This is a genomic window from Actinoplanes sp. CA-015351 (genome assembly GCF_050955685.1).
Lineage (GTDB): Bacteria > Actinomycetota > Actinomycetes > Mycobacteriales > Micromonosporaceae > Actinoplanes.
In genome coordinates, this window is the sequence record NZ_CP192102.1 from 2,296,862 (window position 1) to 2,309,093 (window position 12,232).

Here is a 12,232-nt window from a genome sequence, read left to right on the forward strand (position 1 = left end):
CAGAAGGCGAGACAGATCCCATGAAGATCAAGACCTACGCCGCCGGTGCCGCGCTGGCCGCCACCGCCGCGGTCGTCATCTGCTCACCGGCCGCCCAGGCCGCCGGCCCGAACGGCACCTGGACCGCCGACCCGGCCACCGGCACCGACGTGACCGCGCCGAGGGTCATCACCTCGACCGGCTGCGCCACCGAGTCGAACGCCTACCTGGCCAAGCTGTACGGCCCGAACGGCTTCGAGGACGGCGTCGTCGTCACCCCGACGCAGGACCCGAACTTCTCCACGTCGGCCGGCTTCCCGGTCCAGGTCGAGAACAGCTTCAAGGACGTCGCCACCGACCTGGGCACCACGATCGTGGCGGGCAAGTACGACCTGATCGTGAGCTGCGTGGACAACTTCTCCCTGGAGGAGTTCGCCACGTTCAGCGGTTCGTTCTGGTTCACCTCGCCGACCGCGTACCAGACGACCGACCCGAACCAGTCCGAGTCGTCGACGACCAGCCTGACGGTCAGCCCGTCCGGCACGGTCACCGCCGGCACCCCGGTCACCCTCAAGGCGACCGTCGCGCCGGCCACCGCGACCGGCACCGTCCAGTTCAAGGACGGCGCGGCCAACCTCGGTGACGCGGTCGCCGTGAGCGGCGGCGTCGCCGAGCTGACCACTGCGGCCCTGGCCGCCGGCGACCACCCGATCACCGCGGTGTTCACCAGCACCAAGGCCGGCGTCAGCGGATCCACCTCGGCGGCCGCCACCCTCAAGGTCGAGGCCGCCCAGGCGCAGAACACCACGACGGCCCTGGTCGTCAACCCGCAGGGCTCGGCCGAGCAGTACAAGGACGTCACCCTGACCGCCACGGTCAGCCCGTCCACGGCGGCCGGCAAGGTCCAGTTCACCGACGGCGGCAAGAACATCGGCGCCCCGGTGACCGTCGCGGGTGGCTCGGCCACCTTCACCACGAGCAGCCTCGACGCGGGCGACCACTCGCTGACCGCCCGCTTCGTGCCGGCCAGCGCCGCCCAGTACGCCGGTTCCGAGTCGGCGAACGTGTCCCTGACGGTCACCCCGTTCAAGGGCGCCAGCGGCTCGCAGACCATCTCCACCACCGTGGAGAGCGGCGCGCTCACGATCAGCGTCGAGAACAACAACCCGGTCGTGCTGCCCACCCCGCAGCTTGCCACCGACGCCTCCAAGCTCACCACCGGCGGCACCCTCAACGCCCTGACCGTCACCGACCTGCGGGCCGGTAACTTCGGCTGGAACGTCTCCGGCCAGGTCTCCGACTTCAGCGACGGCTCCAGCCACGGCATCAACGCCGCGAACCTCGGTTGGTCGCCGAAGGTTCTCGACAAGTCGCCGTCGCAGTCCGTCACCGCGGGCGCCAAGGTCGACCCGGCCGACGCGATCGCGCCCGGCGCGACCGCGCCGTCCGGCCGTGGCCTCGCCAGCAGCCGGACCCTCGCCACCGCCGGTGCCGGTGCGGGCGTGGGCACGGCTCACGTGAACGCCGACGTCTCGCTGCAGGTCCCGACCACGACCGTGGCCGGCACCTACACCGCGACACTCACCATCACCGCCATCTGATGTTCCGCGGGGCGGCCTCCGGGCCGTCCCGCACCCCTCTTCTTCGCTAGGACGGTTTCCATGCGGCGTGCGGCTTCGGCAGTGCTCGGCATCCTTCTCGGCCTGGGCTTGGCCTCTCCCGGCGCCGCAGCCCCCAGCAACGGCAGCGGCCGGGCCACCTTCGGTGTCCGGCCCACCGGCAAGGACGCCCCGGACGACCGGCCCACCTTCTCCTACGCAGCCACCCCCGGCGGCGTGTTCCAGGACCAGGTGGAGATCTCCAACGCCGGTACCGCGCCGATCAGACTGAAGGTGTACGCCAGCGACGCCTTCACCACCCCGACCGGCGGTTTCGACGTGCTCGCCGCCGGCGGCAGGTCCGACGACGCCGGTTCCTGGCTGAAGATCTCGCGCGGCTCGGTCGACGTGCCCGCCCGTGGCCGTGTCGTCGTCCCGTTCACCCTCACCATCCCGGCGACCGCCACTCCCGGCGACCACAGCGCCGGCATCGTCGCGTCGCTCGCCACCACCCAGAAGGACGCCAAGGGCAACCAGGTCGCCGTCGACCAGCGCGTCGGCACCCGGGTCTACCTGCGGATCAGCGGCGCCCTGGAACCACGGCTCACCGTCGAGAAGCTGACCGCGACGTACCACCCGAACGGCAACCCGCTGCGCTCCGGCCGCACCACCCTGACCTACCGGGTACGCAACACCGGCAACGTCCGCCTCGGCGCCGCCCAGCAGGTCACCGTCCGCACCCTGTGGGGTGGTGAACGCAAGGCGACCGGCGTCGCCGACGTGCCGGAGATCCTGCCCGGCGACGAGGTCACCATCACCGCCGAGATCAACGGCGCGCTGCCCGCCGTGTGGCTGACCGGCGCGGTGCACGCCGACCCGGTGCCCCAGCCCGGCGACCAGAAACTGGCTCTCACCGCTGTCACCCGGGAACGCGGCTTCTGGGCCGTCCCGTGGATCCTGCTCGGCATCGTGGCCGGTCTCGCCCTGCTGGTCACCGGCGGCCTCTATCTGCGGCGCCGCCGCCGGACCAGCCATGCTGCTGGCTGAGCTGGCCCTGGCCGGGACTTTGGGGTTCACCCCGGCGGCCAGCATCGACACCGCCGCGATCGTGATGACGACCTCGGCCGGCTGCCCCGCGCCCGCCGACAGCTTCCACGCTGTCGCGCGCGGGCACGGGTTCCCGGCCGACGGGCAGATCGTCACCGCGCCGACGGCAGCCGGCCTGTCCCGGACCAGCGCTTTCGACGTGTACTTCGCGCAGACCATGAAGGACTTCGCGGCCGACAACCACACCACGACGCTTGCGCCGGGCGTCGAAACGCCGGGAAACACCGGTTGGATCGCCGCCGGCATCGCCACCGTCCTGCTCTCCTTCGAGGCTGGGCGCCGCTTCGGACGCCGACGTCCGTGACCTCCTGGAAGGGAAACCGCATGCTCCGCACCGTCCGCGCCTGGCTCGGCTCGGCCGCGCTCATCCTCGGCGCCGCCACCATGACGGCCGGTCTGGCGCTGCCGGCCAGCGCCGCCGACACCCCCGGGACCCTCACCTTCGACCGGGCCACCGGTACCGACGTGGAGGCCCCCGAGGTCCGCACCTCGGGACCCTGCCCGGTCACCAGCAACCGGTACAACGCGTACCTGACCGGCCCGGGCGCGTTCGCCGAGGGATATCTGATCACCGCCACCCAGGACGTCGGCTTCTCCGCCACCGAGGCCTTCGACGTGCAGCTGGAGAGCAGTTTCAAGGACGCCGCCACCGAGCTGGGCACCACCATCCTCGCCGGCGATTACCTGGTCACCGTCTACTGCGTCGACGACTTCTCGCTCGAACGGTTCGCCAGCTTCACCGGCGGCGTCACGTTCACCACGCCGACCACGTTCGTCACCGGAACCAGTCCGTCGGCCTCGGCGTCCCCGAGCGCGAGTGCCAGCGTGAGCCCGTCCGAGTCTCCGTCGGCAGAACCCTCCGAATCTCCGTCCGAATATCCCTCCGAGACGCCCTCGGCCAGCCCGTCCGCACCGGCGAGCGAGAGCCCCAGCCCGGCACCGTCGGTGAGCACCGCGAACACCACCAGCCCGGACGCCACCTTCACCCCGGCGCCGGTCGCGGCCGCCTTGCCGGTCACCGGACCGCCGGCCGGCAGCATCATGATGGTCGGCATCATGCTCCTGGTCGGCGGCTTCATGCTCGTCGCCCTCGGCCGCCGCGCACCGGACACCACCCCATGGTGACGATGACCGCCCCGGTGGCGCCGGCCACGCCGGCGCCACCGCAGAAACCTCCGCGGCGCGAGCCCTCCGGTCCGCTTCCAGGTTCTTTTCCGGTACGCCTGACCGGCACCGCCCTGACCATCCTCGCGGCCGCCCTGCTCGGATTCGCCGCCCAGCTCACCGTCCTCGGGGCACTCAGTCACGACCGCGCGCAGAAGGTCGCCTACGCCAGCTTCCGGTCCGAGCTGGCCCTGGCGACCGCACCGATCACGCACGTCGACGCGGACGGCAACGCGCTCGCCTCCGGAACCGCGATCGCGATCCTCGACATCCCCGCCATCGACGTGAACGAGATCGTCTTCGAGGGCACCGCCGGCAACGTGCTCGCCGACGGGCCCGGTCACCGGCGGGACACGGTCCTGCCCGGCCAGGCCGGTGTCAGCGTCCTGATGGGCCGCCGGGCCGCGTACGGCGGACCGTTCGCGCGCATCACCGAGCTGGCCGGCGGCGACCGGATCACCGTCATCACCGGTCAGGGCGAGCACGTGTACGAGGTGATCGGCGTACGCCGGGCCGGCGAACCCCAGCCGCCTGCCCCGGCCGCCGGGGCGGGCCGGCTCACGCTGACGACTGCCGACGGTGGCGCGTACCTGCCCAGCGACGTGCTGCGTGTCGACGCCGACCTGAAATCCACTGTGCAGCAGACGCCACCGCTCGCGGTTTCGTCGCAGCTGCTGCCGAAGCCGGAGCAGGTCATGGCGATCGACCCGATCGCACTGGTCCCGCTGGTGCTCTGGGGTCAGCTGCTGGTCGCGGCGAGTCTCGGTGTCGCGTGGATCCGGCAGCGCCTGAGCCCCTGGCACGCGTGGCTGATCGGTCTTCCCGTACTCGGTCTTCTTGGTCTTCTCGTGGCGGGCGAAGCCGCCCGCCTGCTACCGAACCTGCTCTGACGCTTTGCGACGCCTGGAGATATCGATGACCGAAACAGCCCTCATGCCGCAACCCTCGGATTTCGGCGCACCGGCCCTCGAAGCGCACGCGATCTCCGCCTGGTTCGGCGATCGCAAGGTCCTCGACCGGGTCTCGCTCGCCATGCCCGCGCGCATGGTGACGGCGCTGATCGGCCCCTCCGGCTGCGGCAAGTCCACGTTCCTGCGGATCCTGAACCGGATGCACGAGCTGGTGCCCAGCGCCTCGCTCGCCGGCGAGGTACGCCTCGACGGCGCCGACATCTACGACACCGCCGTGAAGGTCACCGAGGCCCGCCGCCGGATCGGCATGGTGTTCCAGAAGCCGAACCCGTTCCCGGCCATGTCGATCTACGACAACGTGGTGGCCGGCCTGAAACTCACCGGCACCCGCGTCTCCCGGTCCGGCCGCGACCAGCTCGTCGAGGAGAGCCTCAGCCGCGCCGGCCTGTGGAAAGAGGTCCGTGACCGGCTCCGGCAGCCCGGCGGCGCCCTGTCCGGCGGCCAGCAGCAGCGGCTCTGCATCGCCCGTTCGCTCGCCGTGCGGCCCGAGGTGCTGCTGATGGACGAGCCGTGCTCGGCGCTCGACCCGACCTCGACCCGCCGCATCGAGGAGACGATCACCGAGCTGGCCTCCGAGGTCACCATCGTGATCGTCACCCACAACATGCAGCAGGCCGCCCGGGTGTCCCAGCAGTGCGCGTTCTTCCTGGCCGAGCAGGGCACGCCCGGGCACATCGTCGAGGCCGGCGACACGACCCAGATGTTCGGCGCGCCTGTCGACCCGCGGACGGCTGATTACGTGAACGGCCGCTTCGGGTGACGCCGGTGGTTTTTGCACCTAGAGTGCGATAACCACCGTCATCAATCGGGAGGGTCAGTGTTGATACCCCGCCGAAAACTGTTCGCCCTGCTCACCGGTGTCGTCCTCGGCGCCGGGAGCCTGTCCGCACCTGCCGTTGCGTCGGTCAAGGAGGAGCCGAGGCCGGTCGTCTTCGTCCACGGCAGCGCCGGCTCCGCCATGCAGTTCCGTACCCAGGCCAAACGCCTGGCCAGCAACGGGTACCCGGCACGATTCATCGAGGCACACGAGTACGACTCGCCGAACGTGGCCACGATCCTGCCGCAGATCTACGCCGGCCTCGACGCCCGCATCGATCGGCTGCTCGCCGCGTCCGGCGCCGACCGGGTCGACCTGCTGGCGCACTCGCTGGGCACCTTCGTGATCCAGGGCTATCTGAACAGCTCGCCGGCGCGGGCCGCCCGGGTCGCCCACTACGTCAACCTCGACGGGCGTACCGCCACCGCGCTGCCCGGCGGGGTGCCCACCCTGGCGATCTGGGGTGAGGGCGACCCGGCCCGGGCCGTCACCGGCGCCACCAACGTCGCGCTGCCGGACCAGTCACACACCCAGACCGTCTCGTCCGTGGAGACGTTCCGGGCGTTCTACCGGTTCTTCACCGGCCGCGATCCGCGTACCGTGAAAATCACTGCCGATCGGCATCCGCAGATCTCCGGCCGGGCCGTCCTGTTCCCGAGCAACGCCGGTGTGGCGGGCGCGACCGTTGAGGCGTACCCACTCCATCCGTTGAACGGCAGCCGCCTGTCGAAGCGACCCGCGCACGTGCGGGAGGTCGGCGCCGACGGCGTCTTCGCGCCGATCCCGGTCAACCCCCGGGCACGGTACGAACTCGCCCTGGTCCGTCCCGGCCAGGCGGTGCACCACTTCTACTTCGAGCCGTTCCAGCGCACCGACACCTTCGTACGCCTGCTCACCAGCAACCCGGGCGAGGGCATCGGCGCCCTGGTGGACATCAGCGAACGGCACACGGCCCTGACGTTCCAGCGCCAGAAGGAGTGGTGGGGTGCCGAGGGCGACAGCCTGTTCGTGAACGGCCACAACATCCTGAACGGTGCCAACGCGCCCCGGACCAAGCGGGTCATCGGCATCTTCGCGTTCGACAACGGCAGCGACGCGGTCACCGATCTGACCGCGCCGCTGCCGGAGTTCTTCGCCATCACCTTCATGACCGGAATCGATTACTACATCCCGGCCGGCCGGACCGTCTCGATCGTCGCGAAGTCCCGCGGCGACGGATACACCTATCTGCCGGTGCCCGCCTGGAGATCCAGCGAGCACCGGGTGAGCATCGAGATCGACGACAACTGACGTTCCCCTGACCGGCCGCGCTGTGCCCTCGGCGGCACAGCGCGGCCGGGTTGATCAGTTGAGGCCCTTGGCGTCGATGACCAGTTCCTCGACGTGGGTCTTGCCCTTGTTCCACTTGCCGACCTTGTGCATCAGGTACGCGAACGTGGTGCCCGGCTCCCAGATGATCGTCGTGCTGCCGCTGGCACTGCCCGACTTCTTCACGGTGAGCCGCATCTTGGTCGCGGACAGCACCTCGGCCTCGATCGCGCCGGTGGACTTGCCGGCCGCCGCGAACGACTCGGCGATCACGGCCTCGACGACCACCCAGATCGTCGAGACGATCCGGCCGTCACCGCCCTCCTGCGCGAGGAACTTCCGCGCCTTCACGGCGTCCTTGTTCAACAGCTCCTGCAGCGGCCCCTCGTCGATCACGAACTTGGCGAGCTTGAGCTTCGCCGACTTGGCGCGCTCGTACGAGAACGACGCCGTCCCCGACGCGGCGGCGGTGAAGTACTTCAGGCCGGCGTCGGCCTCGACCTCGGCCTTGGCCTGGCGCTCCCACACCACGTCCGCGGTCGTGACGTAATGGACCCGGCCCTTGAGCAGCGCCCGGTCGACGTGATCGGTGACGTTCAGGCTGGCCTTCGTACCCAGCGGGTCCTCTTTCTCGCCGTAGGAGCACATCACGATGTCTTCCGACTTGTCCCGGAAGTACCTCTCGCCGTTGTGGACGAAGGTGTGCTTGGCGACGCGTGACTCGGACATTTCAACCTCCTGTTGATGGGCTGCGCCGAGCTTCGCGGGCCGCCGTTAGCGGTCCGTTAGCCACGGACCCGTCAGTCGCCTAAGCGACTCGTCCGTTGTCCTGCGGCACCTGCTGGATGCCTGATGGGTGAGTGCGACTTCCCGGCGGGCCACCACGGGCGATCAGCGGCGAGATCCTGCGTACCCGCCTGATCGACCGCCTCGCCGCGCGCTGGGACGTGCCGGTCACCACCGTCGTGGCCGGTCCCGGATTCGGCAAATCCACCGCGCTGGCCCAGGCGACCCGCCTGCACGCCGCCGATCCGCGCGGCCTGGAGGCGTGGGTGACCTGCGAACCCGGCGACGAGGACGCCCGCCGGCTGTCCGCCGCGATCTGCCGCGCGTTCGCCGTCGACACCCCGGCGGTCAGCCCGCTCGACGCGGTGCTGGAGGCGCTGCGGTCCGCGTCGCCGATCGAGACGTGCCTCATCCTCGACGACTGCCACGAGATCCCGCCCGGGTCGTCCGGGCAGCGCCTGATCACCGACCTGGTGGCCGGCCTGCCGATCGGCGCGCATCTGGTGCTGAGCGGCAGGCGACTGCCGTCGGCACGCCTGCACGCCGCCGACCTTCTCGACGGCGTTCTCGAAGCCGACCTCGCGTTCGACGCGGGCGAGCTCGATCAGGCAGCCCGGCACGCCGAACGTCCCGCCGCCGACGTCGCCGGGCTCGGCGGATGGCCGGCCCTGGTACGCCTCACCCTGGCCGCCCCGGCCGGAGTTGCCCGCGACTACCTGTGGGAGGAGGTGATCAGCGCCCTCTCCCCGGGTGATCGGGACGCGCTGCTGTGCCTCGCGGTCCTCGGCTCGGCCGACACCGCCACGCTGGGCTCGCTCGCGCCGGTGCCGCTGGAGCTCGATCGGATTCCGCTGGTGTCCCGGTTCGGTGCGGGGGAGTTCCGCGCCCATCCGCTGTGGAACGATGCCCTGGTCAGGCTGATGCCCGCCGACCAGGTCGCGTCGGTCCGGGCCCGCGCCGCCGACCTGCTGCTGGAACGCGGTGACGCCCTGCGCGCCGGCAGCATCGCGATCGCGGCCGGTGACGTGGCGCTGCTGGACCGCGCGTCGGTGGTGCTCGTCGCGTCGACGCTGGCGACGTTTCCGCAGGACACCGGGGTGCGATGGCTCGCCGCCGTGCCGGAGGTCATGCACGACCGGCCAGGGTTGCGGTTGCTGACCGCTGCCACGCGCTACGCGTCGCGCGCTGACGACGCGTTCGTCGACGACATGGCGCTGAATCACGAGGATCCGCGGGTGAAGACGGTCGCGTTGAGCCTCGCGACGATCGCCGCGCACGCCCGGGGCGACGAGAACCGGCTCGGCGCGCTCTTCCAGGAGTCCCTCGACCTGGCCGGCGCGGAGCGCGAACCCACGCTCCGGCTGCTGATGGCCGGGGTGCGCGGCGCGATCTTCGAGCTGATGGGCTCGATCGACGACGCGTTGGCGCTGCTCGAAGACTTGCCACCGGACGATGTGGATCAACAGCCCGGCAAGATCATCGTACGGTTCCACGTCTATCTCCTGCTGCTTGCCGGACGCGCCGACGAGGCCGCCGTGATCGCCCAGACGTACCTGGCGAACTCGCCCTACGCCCACGTCCGCCGGATGCCGCAGTTCGCCCGCTGGATGGCCGGCGACCCCCGCGACCTGCTGCCCTCCGCCCACGACGCGAGCCACCCCGCTCACCTGCCCGAATCCGACGCCAACGACAGGTACCGCGTCAACTTCCTGGCCTTCGCGGCCGTCGTCGCCGCCTCCCTCGGCGACCGGCCCGCCCTCGATCACGTGTCGGCCCAGCTGGACGCGAGCGGCCTCGGCGCGGACACCCGGGACGCCGCGATGCTGGCCACCGCCTCCGCGGCCCGCGCCGTACTCGACGGCGACGAACAGGCTGCCACCGCCGAGATCGCCGATTTCATCGCCGATCACCCCCTCGACGATCCGGTCGCCCAGGTGCATTTGCGGCGCTTTCTCGGGTACGCGTATGTGCTCTCACCACAGGCGCGAGAACTGTGGGACGCGGAGCCGCTGGGTCCGGCGCATCAACGGGTCCGGGAGGCTGCTCGCCTGCTGCTGGCGGGCCGGGCCGGCCGCCTGACGTCGACCGGCGACGTCACACCGGAGACCGTGCTGATCGCGTTGCCGCTGCCCTGGTCGGTGGAGCTGGCCGCGCACGCGACTGCGGCCGGCCTGGCCTTCGGCCGCCGCCTGATGCAGTGGCTGGCCGATCACCTGGGCAGACGAGCCCACGAGGCGCTGCTCCTCGTTCAGGCGCGACCGGCTGTGGCGGCCGGTGCCCGCCGGCTGCTCGCGGAGGTTCCGGCGCAGCCGGCGGGACGTGCCCGGGTCGAGGTGCTCGGACCGCTGCGGGTCGTGGTCGACGGCAGACCGGTCGAGCTGCGCCGCCGCCGGGTCCGCCAGCTGCTGTGCGTGCTCGCCGCCCACGAGGAGATGGACCGCGAGCGCCTGATGGACCTGCTCTGGCCCGACCTGGACCCGGCCGCGGCCGCCCGGAACCTGCGCGTCACCCTCACCTATCTCCGCCAGGCCCTCGGCCCGGACCACCTGCGATGCGATCGTTCCTGGGTCCGGCTGGCCCGCTCGGCGGCACTCACCGTGGACCTGGCCGAACTGCGCGACCACCTCGACGAGGCACGTCGCGCCCGGCAGCGCGGCGACCCGGCCGCGGTCGACGGCGCACTCGCCGCGGCCCTGCGACTCTGGCGGGGCGAGCCTCTGCCAGACCTGCCGACGGCCGACTCCACCGCGGACTCACTGCTCGCCGAGCTGACCGAGGCGGCGCTCACCCTGGGGGAGCGCAGGCTGGCCCAGGGCGACACCACGGCCGCCGCCGACCTGGCCCGCCGCGCGATGGCCGCCGAACCGTACGCCGAACGCGCCATGCGACTGTTGCTCGCGGTCGAGACCCAGCGCCGGGACCCAGCCGCATTGCGCCGCACGGTCTCCCAGGTACGCCAGACACTGAGCGCCCTGAACGCACCCCCCGAACAAGCAACCCGCATCGTCCTGCGCCAGGCCGAACTCGCCGCCCGGCCAAGCCTTCGCCCGCGCGGTGCCGCCCTGGTCGAGCACGTGCTCTAGCGACCGAATCCGTTCAACCAGCCCGGTGCTACACCGCCACGCCAACCCCGCCACCGCAGGACCGGCTCGACGCGATCCTGACCTCCTTCAGCACCCGCCGCTCGATCGAGACCCGGCCCCCGGCGAGAAACCGTCGGCGCTCGATCCGGACCGCTCCAAGCTGTCCCGCCTCGCCGACCTCGACTCGCTGATCGAGCTGCATGGGCACATCCGGGCGGTCAATCCCGACCTCGACGTCCACTACATCAGCGCCCGGGACTCACGCATGATGTCTTCCGTCCGAAAAACGCCGATTACCTCGCGCAGAACTTCGTCGGTGACACGTACAGTCTGCTCTTCAAGGTTCAGGTGCTGACCGGCGGCGGCGCCGCCACTCCGGACTGGACCGCGCCGGACACCGTCCTGCACTCCGGGCCGGAGGGATAGGAACATGCCGGGCCAGGTGTCGATTGTCGACGCCTGCGAACCCCACCACGGAGGACATGCCGCAGCCGGGTAACAGGGCGACTGATCAGTTTGGCAGAGGAAAAGCGAAACCCGATCGGCTCTGCTCTCGTTATGACGCGTAGCGAAAGTCAAGATCTTCGCGCCCCATTCCCCACCCGTTGATCCCGGAGCGGACGATGCCAGCCCATCTTGATGCCGCGGAACTCCACCACGGATCTCACCGCCGCCTGCTGCGCGACGAGAAACTGCCATGGGGCAAACCGTTCGCGAGGCTCGACGCGATCATGGTGCCGACGGTGCGGCCGGTCGATTCACTCCGTCATGTCATGCAGGTCGGCCGTTTGATCGACTGTCCGGTGGTCGTGTTCTGCAGCGGATCCGCATCGGCCGCGAGCGCGCATCAGATGGCCGAGGAACTCGGTGCCGCCGTATTGGCCATCGACGTTCACCGGCCGCTTGCCAGCACGCTGCCGCGGTTCGCCACCGATCAGCTTCTGCGGGCGAACGGATTCGGCAGTGACAGCGACCTCAGCCTCAAACGAAATCTGGGACTCGCGCTGGCTCGGGGTTCGAGCTGGCGGCGGGTGCTTTTTCTCGACGACGACATCGCGGTGGAAGACCCGATGCAGCTGCACCACGCGGCCGGACTGGTTGATCACTATCGGGCTGTCGGGCTCGAGAACCACGGCTTCGAGGACAACTCGGTCGTGTGTCACGCGTACCGCCAGGCACACGGGAAGCAGGAGAGCTTCATCGGTGGCGGCGCGATGATCGTCGACGCGAGCCAGACCACGTCGTTCAACCCGAACATCTACAACGAGGACTGGTTCTTCCTGCTCGGCGACGGCACGCCGATCCTGGTCGCGCGAGCGGGTGCGATGAGTCAGCGGATATTCGACCCGTTCGCCGATCCGGAACGAGCCCGGCGCGAGGAACTCGGCGACACCCTGGCCGAGGGATTGTTCTAGCTGC

11 protein-coding genes are annotated in these 12,232 nt (G+C 70.6%); 9 read left to right on the forward strand and 2 right to left on the reverse strand.

The features are described 5' to 3' along the window. Nucleotides 1-20: 20 nt before the first annotated feature. Genes ACQP2E_RS10385 through ACQP2E_RS10415 form a run of 7 tightly spaced genes read left to right on the forward strand, consistent with a single transcriptional unit; the run spans nt 21 to nt 6,926 of the window. Nucleotides 21-1,580, forward strand: coding sequence for an Ig-like domain repeat protein (locus ACQP2E_RS10385; RefSeq protein ID WP_433830262.1), 1,560 nt, complete (start codon nt 21-23; stop codon nt 1,578-1,580). A 60-nt stretch (nt 1,581-1,640) separates the two neighbouring features. Then, nucleotides 1,641-2,624: a WxL protein peptidoglycan domain-containing protein gene (locus ACQP2E_RS10390; RefSeq protein ID WP_433830264.1), complete on the forward strand. Its 984-nt coding sequence runs from the start codon at nt 1,641-1,643 to the stop codon at nt 2,622-2,624. Then, entirely contained in the window at nt 2,611-2,988 is a 378-nt protein-coding gene (locus ACQP2E_RS10395; RefSeq protein WP_433830266.1) for a hypothetical protein, read from the forward strand. Before ACQP2E_RS10390 ends, ACQP2E_RS10395 begins: the two co-directional genes overlap by 14 nt. Before the next feature lie 20 nt (nt 2,989-3,008). After that, a complete protein-coding gene (locus ACQP2E_RS10400; RefSeq protein ID WP_433830268.1) occupies nt 3,009-3,809 on the forward strand; it encodes a hypothetical protein in 801 nt (266 codons plus the stop codon). A gap of 2 nt (nt 3,810-3,811) precedes the next feature. Then, entirely contained in the window at nt 3,812-4,738 is a 927-nt protein-coding gene (locus tag ACQP2E_RS10405) for a sortase (RefSeq protein ID WP_433830270.1), read from the forward strand. A 25-nt stretch (nt 4,739-4,763) separates the two neighbouring features. Next, nucleotides 4,764-5,579 (forward strand): phosphate ABC transporter ATP-binding protein, encoded by an 816-nt coding sequence (locus ACQP2E_RS10410; protein ID WP_433830272.1) that lies wholly within the window; start codon nt 4,764-4,766, stop codon nt 5,577-5,579. A 57-nt stretch (nt 5,580-5,636) separates the two neighbouring features. Beyond that, on the forward strand, nt 5,637-6,926 hold the full coding sequence (locus ACQP2E_RS10415; protein ID WP_433830274.1) for an alpha/beta hydrolase: 1,290 nt from the start codon (nt 5,637-5,639) through the stop codon (nt 6,924-6,926). A 54-nt stretch (nt 6,927-6,980) separates the two neighbouring features. Here the strand turns inward: ACQP2E_RS10415 and ACQP2E_RS10420 are convergent, their stop codons facing one another. Continuing rightward, nucleotides 6,981-7,673: a hypothetical protein gene (locus ACQP2E_RS10420; protein ID WP_433830276.1), complete on the reverse strand. Its 693-nt coding sequence runs from the start codon at nt 7,671-7,673 to the stop codon at nt 6,981-6,983. 131 nt (nt 7,674-7,804) lie between these two features. On the opposite strand from ACQP2E_RS10420, the gene ACQP2E_RS10425 reads away from it, so the two are divergent. Next, a complete protein-coding gene (locus ACQP2E_RS10425; RefSeq protein ID WP_433830278.1) occupies nt 7,805-10,813 on the forward strand; it encodes a BTAD domain-containing putative transcriptional regulator in 3,009 nt (1,002 codons plus the stop codon). Nucleotides 10,814-10,841: 28 nt separating this feature from the next. On the opposite strand, the gene ACQP2E_RS10430 is transcribed toward ACQP2E_RS10425, so the two are convergent. Next, nucleotides 10,842-11,054, reverse strand: coding sequence for a hypothetical protein (locus tag ACQP2E_RS10430; RefSeq protein ID WP_433830280.1), 213 nt, complete (start codon nt 11,052-11,054; stop codon nt 10,842-10,844). A gap of 382 nt (nt 11,055-11,436) precedes the next feature. On the opposite strand from ACQP2E_RS10430, the gene ACQP2E_RS10435 reads away from it, so the two are divergent. Then, complete coding sequence (locus ACQP2E_RS10435) at nt 11,437-12,228, forward strand: hypothetical protein (RefSeq protein ID WP_433830282.1); 792 nt, start codon at nt 11,437-11,439, stop codon at nt 12,226-12,228. Nucleotides 12,229-12,232: the final 4 nt, after the last annotated feature.

Coding starts and splice junctions, on each gene's coding strand:
- ACQP2E_RS10400 (WP_433830268.1), top strand. CDS start 3,009: ATGCTCCGCACCGTCCGCGCCTGGCTCGGCTCGGCCGCGCTCATCCTC.
- ACQP2E_RS10390 (WP_433830264.1), top strand. CDS start 1,641: ATGCGGCGTGCGGCTTCGGCAGTGCTCGGCATCCTTCTCGGCCTGGGC.
- ACQP2E_RS10395 (WP_433830266.1), top strand. CDS start 2,611: ATGCTGCTGGCTGAGCTGGCCCTGGCCGGGACTTTGGGGTTCACCCCG.
- ACQP2E_RS10385 (WP_433830262.1), top strand. CDS start 21: ATGAAGATCAAGACCTACGCCGCCGGTGCCGCGCTGGCCGCCACCGCC.
- ACQP2E_RS10405 (WP_433830270.1), top strand. CDS start 3,812: ATGACCGCCCCGGTGGCGCCGGCCACGCCGGCGCCACCGCAGAAACCT.
- ACQP2E_RS10435 (WP_433830282.1), top strand. CDS start 11,437: ATGCCAGCCCATCTTGATGCCGCGGAACTCCACCACGGATCTCACCGC.
- ACQP2E_RS10420 (WP_433830276.1), bottom strand. CDS start 7,673: ATGTCCGAGTCACGCGTCGCCAAGCACACCTTCGTCCACAACGGCGAG.
- ACQP2E_RS10410 (WP_433830272.1), top strand. CDS start 4,764: ATGACCGAAACAGCCCTCATGCCGCAACCCTCGGATTTCGGCGCACCG.